Annotated in this window: 18 protein-coding genes; 2 read left to right on the forward strand and 16 right to left on the reverse strand. The window is 65.8% G+C overall.

Translation table 11 applies throughout. The features are described from left to right. The 4 genes from OKW40_RS26075 to OKW40_RS26090 form a co-directional block, all read right to left on the reverse strand. Entirely contained in the window at positions 1 to 393 is a 393-nt protein-coding gene (locus OKW40_RS26075; RefSeq protein ID WP_429492390.1) for a VOC family protein, read from the reverse strand. After that, the gene (locus OKW40_RS26080) at positions 390 to 1,340 is read right to left on the reverse strand and encodes a ketopantoate reductase family protein (protein ID WP_429492392.1); all 951 of its coding nucleotides are present in this window, start codon (positions 1,338 to 1,340) and stop codon (positions 390 to 392) included. Before OKW40_RS26080 ends, OKW40_RS26075 begins: the two co-directional genes overlap by 4 nt. A 134-nt stretch (positions 1,341 to 1,474) precedes the next feature. Beyond that, entirely contained in the window at positions 1,475 to 1,795 is a 321-nt protein-coding gene (locus tag OKW40_RS26085; protein WP_429492394.1) for a DUF4148 domain-containing protein, read from the reverse strand. 171 nt (positions 1,796 to 1,966) lie between these two features. Further along, positions 1,967 to 2,722, reverse strand: a complete 756-nt coding sequence (locus tag OKW40_RS26090; RefSeq protein WP_429492395.1) for a hypothetical protein — start codon at positions 2,720 to 2,722, stop codon at positions 1,967 to 1,969. Positions 2,723 to 3,020: 298 nt separating this feature from the next. Between OKW40_RS26090 and OKW40_RS26095 the strand changes: the two genes are divergently transcribed. Continuing rightward, on the forward strand, positions 3,021 to 3,170 hold the full coding sequence (locus OKW40_RS26095; RefSeq protein WP_429492397.1) for a hypothetical protein: 150 nt from the start codon (positions 3,021 to 3,023) through the stop codon (positions 3,168 to 3,170). A gap of 59 nt (positions 3,171 to 3,229) precedes the next feature. Continuing rightward, positions 3,230 to 4,990, forward strand: a complete 1,761-nt coding sequence (locus tag OKW40_RS26100) for a tannase/feruloyl esterase family alpha/beta hydrolase (RefSeq protein WP_429492399.1) — start codon at positions 3,230 to 3,232, stop codon at positions 4,988 to 4,990. Positions 4,991 to 5,037: 47 nt separating this feature from the next. On the opposite strand, the gene OKW40_RS26105 is transcribed toward OKW40_RS26100, so the two are convergent. The 12 genes from OKW40_RS26105 to OKW40_RS26160 form a co-directional block, all read right to left on the reverse strand. Continuing rightward, complete coding sequence (locus OKW40_RS26105; RefSeq protein WP_429492401.1) at positions 5,038 to 6,495, reverse strand: serine/threonine-protein kinase; 1,458 nt, start codon at positions 6,493 to 6,495, stop codon at positions 5,038 to 5,040. A 40-nt stretch (positions 6,496 to 6,535) separates the two neighbouring features. Next, the gene (locus OKW40_RS26110) at positions 6,536 to 7,414 is read right to left on the reverse strand and encodes a c-type heme family protein (protein ID WP_129959255.1); all 879 of its coding nucleotides are present in this window, start codon (positions 7,412 to 7,414) and stop codon (positions 6,536 to 6,538) included. Positions 7,415 to 7,500: 86 nt separating this feature from the next. Next, complete coding sequence (locus OKW40_RS26115) at positions 7,501 to 8,526, reverse strand: hypothetical protein (protein WP_429492403.1); 1,026 nt, start codon at positions 8,524 to 8,526, stop codon at positions 7,501 to 7,503. Between the two features lie 168 nt (positions 8,527 to 8,694). Further along, positions 8,695 to 9,246 (reverse strand): DNA/RNA non-specific endonuclease, encoded by a 552-nt coding sequence (locus OKW40_RS26120; RefSeq protein ID WP_429492404.1) that lies wholly within the window; start codon positions 9,244 to 9,246, stop codon positions 8,695 to 8,697. Between the two features lie 53 nt (positions 9,247 to 9,299). Continuing rightward, positions 9,300 to 10,226: a hypothetical protein gene (locus OKW40_RS26125; RefSeq protein ID WP_429492406.1), complete on the reverse strand. Its 927-nt coding sequence runs from the start codon at positions 10,224 to 10,226 to the stop codon at positions 9,300 to 9,302. A gap of 21 nt (positions 10,227 to 10,247) precedes the next feature. Next, positions 10,248 to 10,853 carry an OmpA family protein gene (locus OKW40_RS26130; protein ID WP_184066294.1) on the reverse strand — a complete coding sequence of 202 codons (606 nt, stop codon included), beginning with the start codon at positions 10,851 to 10,853 and terminating at the stop codon, positions 10,248 to 10,250. 160 nt (positions 10,854 to 11,013) lie between these two features. After that, positions 11,014 to 11,730: a type VI secretion system-associated protein TagF gene (gene tagF / locus OKW40_RS26135; RefSeq protein ID WP_184066297.1), complete on the reverse strand. Its 717-nt coding sequence runs from the start codon at positions 11,728 to 11,730 to the stop codon at positions 11,014 to 11,016. Beyond that, the gene (tssM, locus tag OKW40_RS26140; protein WP_429492408.1) at positions 11,727 to 15,272 is read right to left on the reverse strand and encodes a type VI secretion system membrane subunit TssM; all 3,546 of its coding nucleotides are present in this window, start codon (positions 15,270 to 15,272) and stop codon (positions 11,727 to 11,729) included. The genes tagF and tssM overlap by 4 nt, the downstream gene beginning before the upstream one ends. Before the next feature lie 46 nt (positions 15,273 to 15,318). Beyond that, entirely contained in the window at positions 15,319 to 16,608 is a 1,290-nt protein-coding gene (tssL, locus tag OKW40_RS26145; protein ID WP_429492410.1) for a type VI secretion system protein TssL, long form, read from the reverse strand. Positions 16,609 to 16,631: 23 nt separating this feature from the next. Then, complete coding sequence (tssK, locus tag OKW40_RS26150; RefSeq protein ID WP_429492412.1) at positions 16,632 to 17,966, reverse strand: type VI secretion system baseplate subunit TssK; 1,335 nt, start codon at positions 17,964 to 17,966, stop codon at positions 16,632 to 16,634. Positions 17,967 to 17,986: 20 nt separating this feature from the next. After that, positions 17,987 to 18,460 (reverse strand): type VI secretion system-associated FHA domain protein TagH, encoded by a 474-nt coding sequence (gene tagH, locus OKW40_RS26155; RefSeq protein ID WP_429492414.1) that lies wholly within the window; start codon positions 18,458 to 18,460, stop codon positions 17,987 to 17,989. Next, positions 18,457 to 19,734, reverse strand: a complete 1,278-nt coding sequence (locus tag OKW40_RS26160) for an FHA domain-containing protein (protein ID WP_429492416.1) — start codon at positions 19,732 to 19,734, stop codon at positions 18,457 to 18,459. The genes tagH and OKW40_RS26160 overlap by 4 nt, the downstream gene beginning before the upstream one ends. Between the last annotated feature and the right edge of the window lie 9 nt (positions 19,735 to 19,743).

Here is a 19,743-nt window from a genome sequence, read left to right on the forward strand (position 1 = left end):
TTACGCCTCCGCGCGTGGATTGATCGCCAGCGCCTGCGCAACGCACGTGGCAGGTTTGGCCTGAATGAGTTCGAGCGCAAGTCCATCCGGCAGACGCAGCCAGTTGCGTCCTTGCGGCATTTCACTGACGCCGAACGCTTGCGCCGCGGCAAGCGAGGCCTCGAGGTCCTCGCACATCACGCCGAGATGCGCAAGCCGGCCCTCGGAACCTTCGTAGCGCGGATCACTGATGAACTGCAGTCCGCCGAGCGTCCAGTACTGACGCGGCTCGTCGCGCGAGCCGTCCACCTCGCGCATGGTCATGCCGAGGACTTGTTCGAAGAAGCGGATGTGCCAGTGGAGATCCTTTACCCAGATGGCGACGTGCTCCAGATAGGCTCTCGCGCCGCTCATGCCGTCGCTCCTTCTTTCTGACGGTCCGTCATCGCGCGCTCGATGCCCTTGATGCACGCGACCAGCGTCGAATTGACAGGAGTCGGAACGCCGAGGCGCTCGCCCCAACGCACGACCGCTCCGTTGATGAAGTCGATTTCCGTGACCGAGCCTTTCTCGAGGCTCTGCAGCATCGAGGTCTTGAACGCGGACGAGAGTCCGTCGGCCGCCAGCGTCCAGGCTTCCTCCGCCTTCGTCATCGAAAGATGGATGCCGGCGGCCTTCGCGGCTGCCATCGCTTCTTCGATCGCCGCCAACGCGGTGGCTTTCAAAACGGGCTCTTCGTACAGTTGCCCATACGTCAGACCGGTGATGCCGGTGATCGCGCCGGTCGCGACATTGATCAGCAACTTGTCCCACATGGTGCCGAGGATGTTGTCGCTGACCGTGGTCGTCAGACCCGAACTGTTGAACGCGTCGGCGATGGCGCGGACCCGGTCCGTCACCCGACCATCGAGCTCGCCGACGATCGTCAACTTTCCGTGCACGCCCGACTGGATCTGTCCGGGCGCCTTCAGCACGCCGCCGACATAGGTCTTGCCTGCCAGCACGCGCTCCCGCCCGACGATTTCGCTGAGCACGTCCTCGTGGCCGAGACCGTTTTGCAGCGACAACACGAGCGTGTCGGGTCCGACGAGGTCGAGCGCCCCGCGCATCGCCGAATCGGTGTGGAAAGACTTGACCAGCACGATGGCGAGGTCCACCGGCCCGACTTCGGCGGGGTTCGTCGTCGCGCGGACTTTCACGCGGCGTGACCCGGTGGCATCGTCGACTAACAGGCCGTCGCAGCGCATGGCCTCGACGTGCGCCGCGAAGCGGTCGACCAGCCACGTCTGATGGCCACCTTCGGTCAGCGCGGAGCCGATCGCGCAACCCAACGCGCCGGCCCCCAGGAATGCGATCTTCATAGGTGTCTCCGTAATATGGAGACGAAGATACGATTCCGACGTCATGCTGGCAATGCAATGAATGCAATATGAGTATTGTGTATTGCAATGACGCAGTGCGCCACCGCAGGTGGATCAACGTTCCAGCCTTTCCCTCAATGCGTGCGCAGCGTTTGCCCGCTCTGTTCCGCGTTCATCGCCGCGGCTCTTTCCGTTCGATGCATCGCGGCCACCTTTGCTTCCGCGGCCTGTAGATCGGCGGGATACGAACCATCATCGCCCGTCGACGGGTTGTATCCCGCCGCTTCAAGTTCTTCGAGTTCGTGCATGACCTCCGCGCGCGTGACTTGATGAGGCTCGGGCTCCGACACAGTTTGCGCATCCACGCTTGCAGAGCTCGCCATCAACATCACACCAACGATCACGAGGCTCAGTAGCGGGGAAACCGCGTATTGATTCAACGATCCGGATTTCATCATGTACTCCTTTTGACATGGGGATGTATTCGCGCATTTGCATTCACTTCGAACCGTCTTGTCAGATTGTGAGAGTTACGCGATGTACATCCGGTAGACGGAGATTTCTCGTTGGATATTCCCGGGCTTCGCGTCAAGGAGCACTGTGATAAGCCGGATACTTCCGGATGCCTAAATAGAACTCCCACGCAATCTTCGCCGCTCGATCCCGTTGCGCAATTGACCCGCGACGAACGCGCCGACGATCAGAGCCAGATATAAGGCCATGAGATCGTGACGCCAGGCGTTCAGCGTAAGCTGATGCGCAATCAGTTTTGGATCGGGAGCCGCAAGGATCGCCCGCTTCGCTTCGACGGTTCGCATCATCCGGACAAAGCCCGCCGCGGACAGCAATGGCAGCACGATGACCGAAGCGAACAGCACAGGCTTCATGCGAAGTGCCCATTGCATGTGACGCAAGCGAAACCATAGTCCGAGGCATCCGTGTATCCATCCGGGCGCGAGCAGCGCAAGCTGCAAACCTTGCGTACCTGTCGTTAGCAACTGGATCACGACGCGCTCGTAGTCCGGTTCGAAACCATACAGCGCGGACGCGAGCCGGGTCGTCACCGCATGACGGATCAGCAGCAGCGGCATGCTGAGTCCTGCCCACAGACGCACCCACTCCACCGCAGGCAACGCCCAGTGACGGCGCGCATAGATCGTTCGCATCGCCAGCGCGAAATGCAGCGCGGCCGCCCCGTACAACGCGATCGTTCCAGGCGCGCTGCGCCAGAGCCGCAGCGCTAGAACGAGACCACGTCCGGCAAGTTCGAGCGACCAGATTCCGAGTGCGTGATTGAGCAGATGAAGAAAGAGATAGACCAGCAACACCACGCCGGAGCCGAGTTGCATCCGGCGCAGCGCGGCTTGTATCCGCAACGTCATGCGAACGTCCCGCTGGCGTCGTGCGCCACGTGTCGGGCAAACGCGGCTTCGATGACGATCTGTTCCGATGCGCGGACCATATCGACGATGTTCATTTGATCACCCATTTGCCGTCAGTCTTACCTGCAAGACCGCGGGGATGCGGTGGTTATTCCCGATTCGATTTACGAGGCTTCGCAGTGTCGAGCGAGTACGACCCTCTCGCGTGCCCGCGATGACGAATCGGCGCGTGTCGCGTGAGTTAGCGACTATGATTGATTGGTTGATTTTGGCCGACCGGAACCACATCGACAGGCCGATGAAAGACTTCTACCAAATCGAATGCAAGTGCGAATATGCGGTGTCGGGCGGTATTGCGCGCAAGACGCGACGTGGCGTTGCGCACGCGGTGGCCGCGCCGTTGACAAAAACAACAAAGGTCAAAGGTCATGGGTACGTCATGGCATAGGGGGCTGATGCCGCGACGTCCGGTGCCGTCTCCAGGCCTCATTGGAAGGAGACACGGCGATGAACTTGAGCAGAGAGTCGTGGCGCGCGCGTGGGCGCGTGCCGTCGTGGGTGGGGGCGTGCTGTGTGCTGGCGCTGTGCGCGATGTGGAGCCACGGCGCGTACGCGGGTTCGGCAGCAGGACAATGCCAGGGCGAGGCATGCAAAAGGCACGAGCCACCACCCCGATCGAAACTCAGCTGTCCGAATCTGAATGGATTGACCATCCGCACCCGTGAGATCGGTTTGCCGACGACAGGCGCCGTCGTCACCTCGACGACCCAGGTGGCGGCGAGCGGCAGCGGCGCGACGGCTACCGGATCGTACTGCCTCGTGGCCGGCGCGATTCATCCGGTCGATCCATCCGCGCCAGACATCCTGTTCAACGTCGCGTTGCCGGACCAGTGGAACGGCAAGATCCTGATGCTCGGCGGCGGGGGGTTCGACGGCTCGATTCCCGCCATCACAGGTAACGTGCCGAGCGCGCCGGCGGCTCTGCCGGGACCGTTGTCGCGCGGCTACGCGGTGTTCGCGAGCGATTCCGGGCACGAGGCGAGCAACGGTTCGGTGAACGGCGCGTTCTCCGTCAACGCCGAGGCCTACGACAACTTCATGGGCGAAGCGCTGAAGAAAACGCATGACGCCTCGCTCGTGATCATCGACGCGCATTACGGCACACATCCGTCCAGGGCGTATTTCGCGGGCGGCTCAACTGGCGGGCGCGAGGCGCTGACCGTCGCGCAGCGCTGGCCGCGTGACTGGGACGGCATCATCGCGTTCTATCCCGCGTACGACTTTACGACGCTGAGCCTGCAGCAATTGCGCGTGACCGAAGGCTTCGCAGCGCCCGGCGCATATCTCGACACAGCGCAGCGCGCGCTGCTGCTCAACGCGGTCATGCAGGCTTGCGACGGACTCGACGGCGTGGTCGACGGTCTCATCAGCAACGTGCAGGCGTGCAATGCGACGTTCAACCCGGCGACGGCCAGCGTCGACGGCAAGCCTTTGCGTTGCGCCGGCGGTATCGCGCGCGGCGACACGTGCCTGTCGGACCGGCAGATCGCGGCGCTGAACACGATGAACACGCCGCTCGTGTTTGCGTACCCGCTCGAAAGCGGCGAAACGCTGTATCCCGGCTATAACGTGTATGGCGCCGATCTCGGGGTGGGCAGCAGTTCACCGCTCGAAGGCACCGTCACGACGCTCGCGCTCGGCACGACGCAGCCGTCGTATCCGCTGCAAAGCACCGCGATGTTCGACGGCCAGATCGCCGACGACTTCGTCCGCTACACGGTGATGGACAACCCGGACGCAGACTCGCTGCAGTACAACCCCGCGATTGCCGGTCGATGGTCCAGCCGCGTCAGCATGCTGTCGGGGCTTGACGCGACCGATGCGAACCTGACGCCCTTCATGCGGCACGGCGGCAAGTTGCTGATGGCGCACGGCACCGTCGATCAGACCGTCAGCACGCGGGCAACCGAGATCTACTATCAGCGCATGCTGGTGACGATGGGCTTTGGCGCGGTCGGCTCGTTCGCGCGCTTCTATGAGATTCCGGGGCTGCAGCACGCGGTCGGCACCGAGTTCAATGCGTCGTGGGACTCGCTGACGACGCTGGAGAACTGGGTCGAGCACGGCACACCGCCGGCGCATCAGGTGGTCACCGACACGGAGGGTGTGCCGGGACGCACGCGGCCGCTATGCCAGTATCCGGCGTGGCCCAGCTATAACGGCGCGGGCGACGTGAATAGCGCGAGCTCGTTTACCTGCGTGCAGTGAAGCCGGTCATGGAGAGGCTTGCCGGGCCTCTCCATCGGCGCTGTGGGCTAACTGGATGAATCGACATCGTGCCGGAATCGACCGCGTTGCGCGGGGTCGGTGATGCAGTCCTCGACCCGCTGGACGAACTCGTCGAAATTCGCGGCATGCCGCGCCTCGCGACTGGCGATCATCTTCGCGATCGGGCCCAGATAGACGGCCAGCTTAACGGCGACGGCATCGATGCTGGCCTGATCGATCGCACTGTCTGGCGACGTGCCCGCGGCGCTGGCGGGCGATACAGCCGATACCTTTGCGGCAGCCGTCGCGACGCGTGAGCCCGGCGATGACGAGGTCACCATCGACATATCGGGCAAGCCAGCCGTCAGCCGCGCGAAGGCCTGCTCGAATTCGAGCCGCGCCGTGTCCGGCAACGCCGCCGCCAACTGCGCGCCGAGCGTCGGCAGGTCGTTCGTCTGGGTGGCCGCGCGTCGCACCAGAAGGCTCGCGAGCGGGCCCATCTGGGTCGCGAGCTGGCGTTCGATGCGCGCGAGCATCTCAGGCGGCCAACTAGGCGGCGCCGAAGGCACGGGCACAGGTGCGGGGCCGACGCCCGTCGCATGCGCTGGCAAGGAAGCGGACGCGGACCAATACGCGGACGGCGTCACGATGGTCCGGTCATCGTCGGCCGCCGCCGGTGAGACGGCCAACGACCTCAAGCTCGCCAGCCATTGCGCGGCCGAACCGAAGCGATCGTTCGGCCGTCTCGCGAGTGCTTTCGCGACCATCGCGTCGAGCGCCGGCGGCAACGCGGAGACGATTTCCGATGGCCGGGCCGGCGCATCTTTGAGGATCTTCTGCCTGATCGTGGCCGGCGAGCCGACGAACGGCTGGCGGCCGGTCAACATGCGGTACAGCACGACGCCGGCCGAGAACAGGTCCGCGCGGGCATCGACCGATTCGCCCTCGAACTGCTCGGGCGACATGTAGCTCGGCGTGCCGATCATCCACCCGGACGAGGTGGCGGATGAGCCGATGCGCGCGACGCCAAAATCGGCGACCTTCAGAAGCCCTGCCGCCGTGACGAGCAGATTCGCGGGCTTGATATCGCGGTGCACGACGCCGGCCTCATGCGCATACGCGAGCGCGGCGAGCAGTTGCGCGAGCCAGTGGAAAGCGTCCGACAGCGGCAACGCGTGGCCCGGCACCAGCAATGTATCGAGGCCATGCCCGGCGACGTATTCCATCACGATATAAGCCCTATCGCCGTCTTCGCCGAAATCGTGGACCGTGACGATGTTCGGATGCGCGAGCCGACCGGCCGCGCGTGCCTCGTTGCGAAAACGCAGCAGCATGTCGCCACTCGTATCCTCGCCGGCGAGCAGTTCGCGACGCACGGTTTTCAGCGCCACCGGTCTTTCCAGGTGCGGGTCGAACGCGAGATAGACGACGCCCATGGCGCCCCTCCCCAGCACGCGGTCGATGCGGTACTTGCCAATGCGCGTAGGCGTTGCTTCGTTGCTCATTCGGGTTCCGGTCGAGGGGCGCCTGGCCGATCACGCCAGCTTACGCCCCCAGCATCCGCAGCGCTTCGACGAGACTCGTTTTCATGCGGTTGAACGAGACCGCGAGCGAGGCGATTTCGTCGCCGCCGCGCGTCGAAAACGATGCGGTGTCGAGCTTGCCGAGGCTGACTTCGTCGGCCGCGCGCGACAAAGCCTTGAGCCGCTTCGTCACGAGGAAATGCACCATCAGGTTCAGCGCGATCAGCACGCATCCGAACACCGCGGCGAACGACAGCATGAACGTGCGCCAAACGCTGTGCGCCTGTCCCAGCGGCAGCGACATCGGCACGGACACGACCTGCGCGCCGATCGTTTCATGCAGAGGCCAGTTGAAGCCGTTCGCCGGCCCGTATTTGTCGATCATCGTGCGCGGCGCCGCGCTGGGCGTGCTGTGGCATTCGAGGCACGCGGCCGAGTCGATGCGGGTGGGCCGCGCGATGTACAGGCTGGGGCCCGACGGCGTCGCGCGTTCGCCAATCAGTTCGGGCAATTCGGGGTGGTCATGCAGGCGCCGGATCACATCGGTCTCCCAGTCCGTGGCGCGGTCGCGCGGGTTGGTCGGATCGAGCATCGCGCTCTTGTACGAGAAGCCCGGAAACTTCTTCTGGATCGCGAGCAGGCTCTCGACGGCGGAATACGCGGGAATCGACTGCGGGACGAACGCGTATTTGATTTGCGTGGCAAGCAGCGGCGTCACCTGTTCGGACGTGTAGTTCTGCGCTGCGGTAGCGGCTTCGATCATCAGGCTCGCGTCGCGCACGGTCGTCTGCACCGCGTTTTCCTGCAACACCCGGTCGGCCACGAAACCCGTCGCGGCGAATCCCGCAGCGAACACGACGAGGAAGGCGAGATTGAATTTCAGAGTCAACGACAGGTTCATGGCTGCTCCACGCGAATGGTGTGCAAGGGCGTCAACGCCCGGTGGTGCATGGTACGTCAATGCGCGTCGGCGTCGTCCGGCGTAGGTTAGTGCCGGTATAGCCAGTTGGGGCCGAATTCGGGACGCACCGCCGGCGGCGCTTGCGCGGGCCTTTTGTGTGGCTCGCTCGCCGGCGGCGCTTGCGCGGGCCTTTTGTGTGGCTCGCTCGCCGGGCGTGGCGGCGGCGGATGCAATATCGGCCGCCATTCCGGCAAAACGTCCAGATGGGTGTCGACCTGCGCGCGGAAGGCAGGGGTTTTCAGGCGAGGCACGAAGCGTTTGACGAAGGTGGCACGCTCGCTGACGCTGCTCGTGAGCCAGTCGGAGACGTCGGCGTAGTCGACGGCGCGAAGTGGCGCGGCAAGTTCGTGCCTGCTCGCGAGCCGTCCCGCCATCCCGACCAGCGCGTCCCGAAAGCCTGGCGGCATCGTGCCGATGAACTCCGCGGATGGCCGGGCTTGCGCGCGCAGGGGCCCGTCGGCAAGTCGCTCGAGGTACTGGCCCGCGTGCAGGATTTGCCTGGGCGCCTGGGCAGGGGCGCGAACGACGACGATCGCGTCATCCCCGGACTCCGCGAAGATTGCGGCGCGCTCGCCGGTGGTCATCGCGACGACCGACCACGGACCATTGCCTGAAGGTTTGATGTCGAGGCCGTGAAGTTCGATCGACAGCGGCGGTTGCGCGCCTGCGCTCACCTTGCAGCCAACCTTGAGCCAGCCGCTCAGCATCGTGATTCGCAGCGGTCTCGCCGCGGCGTTTTGCGACGTCGACGGCGTATTGAGCAGTATTTGCGTTTGCGGCCCGAGCGCGATCAGCGTCCCCGCGCCGTCTTCGAGTTGCGCGGATTTGCCGGCGTCGGTTTCGATGATGTCGTCGTCGCGCAGCCTGGCGCCCTCGCCCGTCCGATACAGCGAGGCGCCGCGAATCACCGACACGGGACTCTCGGCGAACGAGACGACGACGTCCGCGTGGACGAGCGGCACCGCCGACGCAAACAGCGCCAGCGCGCCGCCCGCGCGTGCGCGCAGGAAGGCTGACGCCAGCATGACGAGGAAACGGTGAGCGGATGGCATCATCGGGGTCCGTTACGTCGGTGTCTGCGGTACTGTTTATCGTAGACGGTCCGATTCGTCGAGGGGTTCACCGACGAAGGCCGACACACGGCGTATTTCCCCAATCGCGGCGCGCGGCTTTCAAAAAGACGCGCATCGCGTTGTTTTTTGCGGACCGCCGCGCTTGCCTCAATTCGCAAACGTCGCCAGCTTGAACGTGCATGCAGTCGCCCCCGGCATCAGAAGCCCCTGCTCCACGCCAACGGGCACCTGACTATTGCCCGGCCCGTACAGCCAGTAGGTGAAGTAAAGCGCTCCCGCATGGCTGACCGCCAGTCGTTCCAACGCCTGGAACGGCCCCGAATTGATCTTGCCCAGCTGCGGCACGAGGTTGATATCGGTCGAACCGCCGAGCGTGTGCGCAATGGCGTGCCCCCGGTGATAGGTCCCGCCGTTGGCGAGCGGATGTCCGCGCATCCGCGTCGCGATTTCCTTGCGCGCCACCGTACTCTTTCCCTGACTGATTCCCCACGCTGCAATGAGGCGCTCGGTCGTCATATCAAACAGATATGAAAACTGGCCGACGGAACTTTCGAGCAATTCGCACGATGCCACGCGCCGAACATAATCATCAGCCCACAGGGCGACCAGCAGCGGGGCCACCTCGTCGCTAAACGCAGCGGTCGCATGCGCGTGCGACAGGCGCGGCAAAATGCGGTTGAGTTCTGCGTAATCCGTCATGCGTCACCTCGATAGCGTGTGTCGCGCGATTCGCGCGGCTCGCTTCGTCCTTGCTATCCGCCCGCTCTCGCGACCGCCTCCTGCAAGCGCCGCCGCACCTTGCCGACATCGACGCCGCCAGGTCCCGGCGTGTCGCTGATCGGCATATAGCGCGCAGGCGTATGCAGCAAATAGGCCTGCATCTCATCGATCACGATCCGGTCGCTCGGGTCGTAGCCGAGATTCTCCAGTTGCCGGGTCAACTCCGCGCGTTCCTCGAAGCTCAATACCTGCCACCAGAACGCGCGGCACGCATGTGCGTATGCGCCGTCCGAAAAGTACCGCCAATGGCCTAATTCGTGACTGAGGATCGCGGCCCTGACGGTGGCGTCGATCATCTCGCCGCCTGGCGCGCGACCCAGCCCGGGAATGGTGATCAGAAAATCGTGTGCGTTCGTCGCTTTCCAGATCCCCTGCTCCTCGCGAATCAAACGCCATCGCACGAGAATCGTCTGCAACGTGCGCTCGCCCTGGTTCAGCACCACGCCCTGCTCGCGCGCGAGTTCGAAAAAATGCGCCAACTCCTCCGTGCTGAAGTTGTTGCCCGCCGTCAGCCCGGCGGGGTCGGTGCCAAAGCGCCGCGCGTGAGCCGCGATGGCCGCCGCCGACACCACGCGGTCGCGCGGCATATCGCGGCGTTCGAGCAATGCCACCACGCGCGCGAACATCGCACCCTGTTGCTCGAGGCTGGCCGCCTGCATCACATGGAGGCCGGGTTGGTCCGTCACGGTGAACAGTTGCAGGCGCGCATCGGGGGCCAACGCGGCGGCGAGCCGGGCAAGCGGCAAGCGCACCGCTCCGGTATCGTCGTCGACGGCCGCGGGTCTGTCGGCGGCGTTGTTCGAGTCCTGCGGACCCGCGGCCAGCGCGATCGTGGTGACGCACGCGAACAGCAGCGCCGCGCCCGTCGCCACGTTGCAATACACGCGATAACGTGTCATCGGCGGCAACCTCGAAAGCGCCTAATCCGTGACCGTGACGATCGTCACCCGACGGTTCTCGGGCGCCGTCGGATTGCGCTTGTTCAACGGATCGGAAGAACCTTTGCCGAGCGACGATAGCCGCTCCGCCGAGATACCGTCTTTCTGCGTCAGATATTCGACCACCGCGGCCGCACGGTCTTCGGAGAGCTTCATGTTGGCATCGGGCGACCCGCGAGGATCGGCATGCCCTTCGACGCGAAACCGGTACGCCGCGAGTTTCTCCGACTGCAATGCACCGGCGACCTTGTCGAGCGCGGCCTTCGCGCTGTCGGTGAGCGTGGCCGAATTGGTGGCGAACGTGATCAGGATTTGCGCGGCGGGTTTTCTCGCGGGCGCGGGGCGCGGCGCGGCGGACGGCGGCTTGTTCGACAGCACGAAGCCGCGCGTCACGACGTTCTCGCCCGACTCGCTCGACTGGTCGGGCTCGAGCGCGCGCGTCACCGACTGCTCGTTGATGTCCTGCTCGTTCAGGACCGGTTCGGCTGCGCGCGAGGCCGTGCACAGCAATGCGAGCAAGCACAGCGTGGCGGACAGAACGCCGCCCGGAATGCGTCGTGCGGAAGACGGATGGGTCAGGCGTGACATACGGCGATCTCCGCAGAATGGAGTTGCGGTGAGGCCGCCAGCGCCCCTTTACGGACCGTCGGCGAACACCGGCGGGAACCGGCGTATGACAGCCTCATCCTTTAAAGACGAATGATGGGAAGTCAATTTGAAACGCTTACCCTTACCCGCGGCGGCGACCTCAGTGATGCCGTTGCTGTGCGCCCGGGTTCGAAATCACGTCGATCACCGAATCCCACTCTTGCGTGCCGACGTCGAGCAGACTCGCGAACTGCAAGCCGGTCGTCGTGCCCGCGGAAACTCTCGCCGAAGCCGGCACGGCCGGTGATCCGTCGCTCCACCAGAGCGCGTGTCCCATGGCGACGGTCTGTTCGAGCAAGGCGGCGAATCCGCCGTCGGCTGCATCAGGGATGGCGAGCCGCCACGGCATCGATGCGCGATCCCGATTGAACAGGCTCTCGGCTCGCAATGCCGCGTCGAAAGCATCGAGGGCGAATTCCTGCGTCAGTGTCGACAATGCGAGCGCCACCAAGCGGTCATACCATCCTTGCGCATCGGCCAGTCGCCGTGCGAGTTCGGCGCCTTCGATCGCCTCAGCGATCGTGAACGGAAAATAGCGTCCCACACGGTCCACGCCCGGCGTCAGAACGCCCGCCCACGCGCTCGGGCCATACAGACCCGCGCCCAGCGCGAAACACCACACCGGGGCATTCAGATACAGTTCCAGCCACTGCGCGCCAAAGCGCTGCCGAGAGAGCAACATACCTTCCTGCAAGCGCTCATCCCAACGCGTGACGAACTCGACTGGCAAGCGCCGTCCCACGAAGTCGCCATGCGTGCGCACCTTGCCGAAGAAGCCGGGCCCGGATGTCGGCTCCTGCGCAAGCTCGCCGCTCATAGCCGATCCGGACAGCGGAACTGCTCGAGCATGGCACGGCGAAACGGATTCACGATGCTGCTGGCTGCCAGTTCGAACTCCGCGCGCCGGCCATCCGAGTCGAAGCTCAGGCGAAAGCGGTCGGGTTGCGCGGTGGGTTGCAGACGCGCATCGTCCATCAGATGCAGCAGTGCCCACGGTCCGTCGGCACGCGCCGCCGGTGTGCTGCCCGGCGGCGTGAACTCGACGTGCGCCTGGCCGGTGCCCTTGCCGCTCGGCCACTGGAACACCATCGATTGCGGCGTGTCGGGTTTGACGACCATTTGCTGCCCATCGATGTCGAGCGTGAACTGGGTAATCGATGGATCGATGGTGAGCGGCTTCACCGTGAAGCGCACCGACACGTCCCGGCCGCCGGCCCGGAAGAACGCGTCGCGGATCTGCGCGGCGCGCTGGAACTGGCCGAGCACGTCGACCGGGATGCCGAGCGTATCGACGCCGCTGCGCCATTTCCACTGCGGTCCCGACATGTCGACCATCGTTGCCAGATTCTTCTGGAAGAAATCGTCGATCAGGCCGCCTGGGCTCAGCAGCCTGCCGAAATCGTCGGGCGCGACGTCGCGCGTCGAGCCGCGCACGAGAGGATACCGACCGTCGAGCGCCTGCCGGCACAGCTGCGCCACGTTCGCCTGCCACAACGCGTTCAGGCGCGCCCGCTCGCCGCCCACCATCAGCGACCCCGCCCCGCTCGCGACGCTGGTGGCCACCGTCGCAAGCGGCGGCGGCGACCCCTGGGCCACCAGCTTGAGCTTGTTCAACGCATCGCCGGGCGGCGGCGGCAAGCCCTGACGGCGCGCCGAGTCCGCGGCCTCCAGATAGGTCGCGGCGTCCTTCAGCGCGGCGAGTTGCGCGTCCAGCGGAGCCGGGCCCGGTGCGCCGGGTTTGCCAGCCAGTTCGTGCAGCGCCTGGAAATGCGCGTCGACCGGATTGAGTTCGGCCGGCGCGGGCGGTGCCGCGTCTTCCGGCTGGTTGCCGAGCGCGCTCTCGAGGCGTTTTTTGGCCGCATCGAGCTTGTTGGTCAACGCGGCAACGCCCTGCTCCGTCAGCGAACCGCCCGTTCTGGTGCTGCCCAGCGTGGTTTCCTGCGCCGCGGCCAGCATCAGCGAGCGCAGCGGCGAGTCGGGCGCCGCGAGCACATTCGCCACGCGTGCCCCCTGCTGCACGCCGTCGAACGGCACCACGTCGATATCGTTGAGCAACGCGTCCCACTGGCGGATGTACTCGTCGTAGTAAAGCCGGGTGATGCCCGCCTTCAGATCCTCGATACCGTTCGGCGTCAATACCGATTCCTGACGGCCGAGCACCCAATCGTCCTTTGCGATATCGATCACCGCCGCGTCGCGCAACTGGCCGAACTTCTGATAGCCGGCCCGCGTGTACGCGCCTGAAACACCGCGCGTCAACGGCGCGCCGCTCTTGCGCACGAGCACCAGCGCGGCATTGCGCCCGGCCGCGTCGGCGACGCTGAACTCCGGCAGTCTGCTCTGTTCGAGATCGCGTTTGACGCGGTTGAACAGACGCTGCGTTAGCGGCATTTTGGCGAGCGTCGCGCGCGCCTGCGCGATCAGATCCTTGTCGAGCGGCAGCGACGCATCGAAGCGCGCCGGCTGGAACAGCGCGGCGAGATGGCCGTCGAGATCGTTGCGCTGATCGTCGCTGGCATCGCGCAACGGCCCGCGGCGCCAATCGACATCGGCCCACAAGCGCACCGAGTCGGCGTCGAAGTGCAGCGAATCGCCCAGCATCAGATATGCGCGCAAGACTTCATACTGGAAGTCGGGATTGTTCGCGTCACCGCGGCGCAGTTCTTCTTCCATGCGGCTCACGACCAGAGGCAACAGCGTCTGCCGCAACAGCCGCCGATAACTGGTCTGCGCTTCGAGGCCGAGCTTGTCGCCCTGATAAAGTCCGAGGCGCGACAGCCACGGCACGCTCCTGTCGCGGTCCGCGTAACCACCGGGAAGGTCGCGCGCGGCATTGAGCAGCGGCAGCAGCGCAAGCGGATTGTCGCCCGGCTGGGTGGTCTGCGCGAGCTTCTGCAACTCGGCAACGTGCTGTCGAACATCGGCGACGTAAGCGCGATTGCGTTGATAGCTGACGAAGAACAGAACCAGCGCCAGCACCGTGACGATGCCGATCGCCGCCAGCGCGGCGCGCTGAAACCAGGCGCGGCGCCGCTCCAGCTTCTGGTTCACGCCCGCGAGTCCGGCTTCCTCGAAGATCACGCCGCGCAGCAGCCGCGTGATGAAGTACGCGCGCCCGCTCGCCGGGTCGGGCAACACGACCTGTTGCTGGAAGCCGAGCGCCAAGGCGACCGCGCTCATCACGCGATCGATCGGCCGGCCTTCCTGGGTGCCGCTCGTGAAATACACGCCGCGCAGCAACGCGGACTCCTCGAAGCGCGAGGTACTGAAGGTTTCGTCGAGAAAGCTTTTCAGTACGGCTTGCAGACCCGCGAACTGCTGCGGAAATCCATAGACGAGCGCACGCCGGCGCACATCGGTCTCGCGCTGCATACGGTTCAACACGCGGGCTTGCAGTTGCTTTTCCAGCACGTGGAATTCGGCGGGAAATGCGGCCAGTGCGTCGTCCGGCGAGCCTCGCTCGGTGAACGGGAACGTCATGCCCCAGACCTGTTCGCGCTCGTCGCGGCCGAGGTCGTCGAAGAATTCCGCGAAACCCGCGAGCAGATCGCATTTGGTCACGATCACGTAGACCGGAAAACGCATGCCGAGCTTGCCGTACAGTTCCCTGAGACGCTCGCGCACGGCTTGCGCCTGCTGCGCGCGTTGCGTGTCGGACAGTTGCAGCAGGTCGCGCGTCGACAAGGCCACGATGACGCCATTCAGCGGCCGGCGTGGCCGATACTTGCGCAGCAGTTGCAGGAAGCCGGCCCACGCGGCCTGATCGGCTTCGGCGAAACTATCCTGGGTGGTGAAGCGGCCCGCGGTATCGAGCAGCACCGCATCGTCGGTGAACCACCAGTCGCAATTGCGCGTGCCGCCCACGCCGCCGATCGACTGCTTGCCGAGCCGCTCGGCGAGCGGAAACTTGAGTCCGGAGTTCAACAGCGCGGTGGTTTTGCCCGTGCCGGGCGCGCCGACGAACATGTACCACGGCAACTGGTACACGTACTGACTACCGAAGCGCCCCTTGACCCGCGCCTTGCGCAAGGTCGCCATGGCGGCTTCGAAACGCTGCTTCAACGCGGCGATGTCGGCCTCGGATTCTTTCTTGCCGGGCGCGGGCTCGGCCGGTCCCTCTGCCACCACGCGAGTGAACTGGATGTTGGCGAGACGCACCGCGATCCAGCGCACGCTCCAGTACACCGCCCACACCAGCAGCAACACGATGATTGCGGCCCAGCGGCTGCTGTTGCTTTCGAGCGGCTCATGACCCGCGTACGCGACGAGCGGCCCCTCGACCCACACGATCAGCGACAGTGCGAGCACGCCGAGCAACGACAGCACGATGGCTCGTCTGAGCCAGCCAAAGATTTTCATACCCGGCTCCTCTGTGCCACCCGCGACGGACTCATCCCGTAGGCCTTCACGATGCCGCTCCCGGCGCCAGCACCGTGATATCGACGCGGCGGTTGCGCGCGCGATTCGCGGCGGTGTCGTTCGGTGCGATCGGCTCGGCGTCGCCGCGCCCTTCGGCGCTGAAGCGGGCGGGGTTGCCGGCCCGCGACGCGAGCATGTCGCGCACCGCTTCGGCGCGCGCCTGCGACAGATGCCAGTTCGACGGGAAGCGCGCGGACAATACTCGCTGGCTGTCCGTGTGACCCGCGACCACCACGTTGCCCGGCACTTCCTTCAACGCGTCGCCGATACGCTGGATGAGCGGGACGAAACCCGCGGCGAGATCGGCGCTGCCCGAGCCGAACAGGCCGTCGCCATTGATCGTGACGACGGTCCTGTCGGGCAACTCCGAGACACGCACGAGGCCTTGGGCAATTTCAGGCGCGAGGAACTGCGATAGCTTCGGCGCAGGTTTGGGCGCGGCCGCCAGTTTCGACGCAAGCACCGGAGCCGGCGCGACGCGGATGCCGTGCAGCGCTTCGAACACGCGGTCGGACATGTCGTTGAGTCTGAAGCTCAAGACCAGATTGACGATCACCAGCACGAGGCAGGCGATTGCCGCCGCCACCCACAACGGCACGAGTTGCAGCAACGGCTTGCGTTCGACCTTGACCGGCAGCCAGTGCGGCGACAGATCGCGTTCGGCCGCGCCGCGCTGGCCGCGAATCATCTGTTCGAGGCGTTCGCGGATCGTGTCGAGCTGCGTGCGGCCACCGTCGATCAGACGGTAACGTCCTTCGAAACCGAGGCCGAGAATCACGTAGATCAATTCGAGCACATCGATATTGCCCGCGGGGTTCTGCGCGAGACGCTGCAGGATCAGGAAAAAGCGCTCGCCACCCGAGGCCTCGTTGTGGAACGTCACCAGCAAGCTGCGGCTGCCCCACAAGCCCGCCCCCCACGGCGTGCTGGCGATCGCTTCGTCGAGGAACGTGCACAGGCAATAGCGCGAGGCGCCGAGCTTCTCGTCGTCGATGCCGTTGGCGCGGCCTTGCGCCTCGAAGCTGCGCACCATTTGCATCAGCTGGTTGCGCAGGTCTTCCACATTCGGATGAGTCGGCAACTGCCGCAACGGCAGCGCCAGTTCGATCAGCGGGTTGGCCGCGCGCAACAGCGGATTCAGACCGCCGCCGGCGGGCAGCATCGGCGCGGGCGTTGCCGCGGCCGCCATGAACGCCGCCCGCGCGCCGCCCGGTGTCGGAATCAGAATCGTCGCGCCGGGATCGTCGGCGGGGCCACGCGGTTCGTCTGGACTCACGATGAACTTCCTCAATCAATGCATCAGCGGCGAATTGCCCAGAACTCCATCGTCAGTCCGGGAAAGTCGCCGGCGACGTGCAACGCCATGCCCGCGGAATTCGCGAACTGTTTCCACAGTTCGTTGCCGCGATCGAGTTCGAAGTAGGTAAAGCCCGCATGGAACGGCAGTTGCCGGGGTGCCACGGGCAACGCGCGCAGGCCGACGCCCGGCAATTGCAGATTGACGAGATCGCGAATGCGTTCGATCGGGCCGATCTTCACCTGTGGCGCGAAGCCGGTCAGGATGTGCTCGGCCGGCATTTGCGCGCGCACCGCGAGCACGAAGGTGGCGCCGGCAAACAGCGTCTTGTCCGGCACGATCGCCACGCGCAAGCCGAACTTGCGCTCTTCGAGCGGGATCGCCACCGCGTGCGGGTCCATCACCATGCTCAGCGACGCGCGAATGTCGTCGATCACCGGTGCGAAGGTTTCGCGCAACCACTCATGGCGATACACCGGATACGCCGGCGGCCGCTTCGACGCCTGGCTGAAGGTCGCCAGCTCGCCGGCCAACTGCACCGCCGCCTGGTACAGCGCCTCGGGATGCAGACCGGTCATCGTCGAGAGATGCGCGGCCAGCGGCTCGTGGCGATTGATCAACTGCAGCAACAGGAAATCGGCCACTTCCGCGACACCCGTCACGCCGGGCTGTGCAAGGCGTCCGGACAACGCTTCACCGCGTTGATGCAGAAGGCCCACGAGGTCATCGACGAACGCCGCGAGACGGCGCGCCACCCGATAGTCGAGACACGGCGGGCTGTAGTCGTTTTCGAGCACGACGCGGTTGTCGGGCAGCCGTTCGAGCACGCGCGCGACGCCGAGCGCGGTGTAGGCATTCGCCACTTCGGGGGCGAGCGCGAGACGCACGCGCAGTTTGCCGATCTGCAGCAACGCCGCGCCGGCATTCGGATCGTTGCTGTCGCTGACGTCGAATTCGGTGACACGGTGTCGCGCGAAGTTCTCCTCGCTGGCTTCGTTGCCGGTTTCGGCGACACCCGGCCTGCGCACCGGCAACGCCAGTTGGACCAGCATGTTGCGGGTGCCTTCGGGAATCTCGAGCGGCTCGGGCAAGTCATCGTCGGCGGGCAGATCGAACGGTGTGCCGTCCGGCATCACGCCGGAGCACGACAGCAGCGCGAGCTTGCCGAGCTTGAGCAGCGACTCGTCGATCTCCAGCGCGGTAAAGCCCCAACTGTACGGACGCAGGCCGGCCGCGCGCGTCTCCAGTTGCCGCTGCAGATAGCGGTCGTGCTGCTGCAAGTGCTGGGGCTGCAGAAACATCCCCTCCGACCAGATGACTTTGCTGTTCCAGGACATGTTGTCTCGTTCAAACGTTTCTAGGTGGGATCGGCGGGATGCTTCGGCTGACGCTCGCGGGCCGCGCGCAGTTCGTCGATCTGGGCCTCGTATGCGTCATTGAACGCCTGACCGAAGAGCTTCTGGAAATCGTCGTCGGCTTCGCGCGCGACGGCGCCCTGCAATGCGACGAACAGATCCCACAGTTTCGCCTTGCGGTTGGACAGCACTTTTTCGAGCGCACCGGAGTCTTTCAGCTGCGCTTCGATCGAAGCGGGATCGAAGCGTCCGAGCACGTGCGCGAGCGCCGCGCGCATGCCGGCGAGCACCGCGAGCTCGTGCGCCGCGATATCGTCGAAGGCGCGCCTGAGCGCCTCGTCGGGCGGCAGATAGCCGGCCGAGCGGCCAGTCAGCATCTGCGCCAGCGCGCTGTCGACGTCCGGGAAAAACTTGAGCGGATTGTTGTCGCGCGCGACGATCATCGTCGTGTCGAGACGGGCTTCCCGTTTGGTCATCGAGCGCGCGCGCAGCACGCCCATCGTGCCGCGCAGCGCGCGTCGCGCAGCATCGTGCCGATCAGACGCGCGAACTCCGCTTCGGGCAGGTTCGGCGCGCGCGACGGATCGAGGCCGAGGCCTTCGAGCAGCGCCTGCAGGGTGGCTGGGTTCTGGCTCGCGAAAGTGGCGGCGGCCGGGTGGCGAACCGGGGCCGGCTGGGCGATCGGCGCCGGCGCGGCAGGCGCTGACGTGATCGGGCCCGCGGACGGAGCCGGCTGCTGAAGCTGCTGCGCCACAGGCTCCAAAGCGGGCTGCGCAGCGGACGACGGCCCCGGCGCCGCGCCAGGTACAGGCACCCGCGCGGTGGCGGCCTGCGGCGCGACCACCGGCACGACCACCGGCACCACGGGAGCCAAAGGGGTCGGTGGCGCAAACTGCGTCGCCGGCGTTGTCGGTATCCCGAACAGATCATCGAACGGTGTCGCGGCCGACCCTGCCGCGCCGGGATCGAGCAATCCCGGCGGCAAGCCGGTCGGGCCGCCCAAAGGCGCGGCCGCCGGCGCGGGCGCAGTGGGCCATCCCGGCAACTCGTGCGCAGGATGCGGCGCGGCCGACGAGCCGCTGCCCGGCTGCCCGGGGGTTTCCCATTGCGCCAACGCATCCGCGAGCGGGTCGTAGTCCGCCGGAATGCCCCCCGTGGGTGTGGCAGGCCGGCCGGGATCGGGCCGGGACGCTTGCGGCGCCGAAAATGCCTGCAACTCCGGCGACACATGATCGCTTTCCGAGCCCGCAAAGCCCGGACCCGACGAGACCCGCTGCGGTTCGCCGAAGCCCGGCTGCCCGAGCGGATCGAGCGCGCCCATCTGCAACGCGTCGCCTTGCGAATCGGCCGGCAACGGTCCACTGAGCACCTGCGCGGCACTCAGCCGATCACGCCCGCCCGTCAGACCGCGCACGCCGGCCACCTGCTCGCCGATCGACACCTCGAGCAGATACGGACCGATCAGCAGACGGTCGCCGTCCGCGAGCCGCGCCTCGCGCGTGCCGCCCAACGCGCGCTGATTCAGCACGCTCGGATTGCTGCCCAGATCGCACAGCAGATAGTCGCCGCCGCGAAACTCGACGCGCGCGTGAACGCGCGAGATCGCGCGTTGTTGATCGGGCAGCACCAGCGTGCAGTCGTTGGCCCGGCCAATCGTGCCGCCGGCGGGGCCGAACGCGATCGCGATCGGCTCGGCCAGCGTCTCGTCGTTGAATCGCGCAACCCGCAGCGAAAGAATCGGATAGTTCACTTGGCTCCC

Source organism: Paraburkholderia sp. RAU6.4a, from assembly GCF_050435625.1.
GTDB classification, from domain to species: domain Bacteria; phylum Pseudomonadota; class Gammaproteobacteria; order Burkholderiales; family Burkholderiaceae; genus Paraburkholderia; species Paraburkholderia tuberum.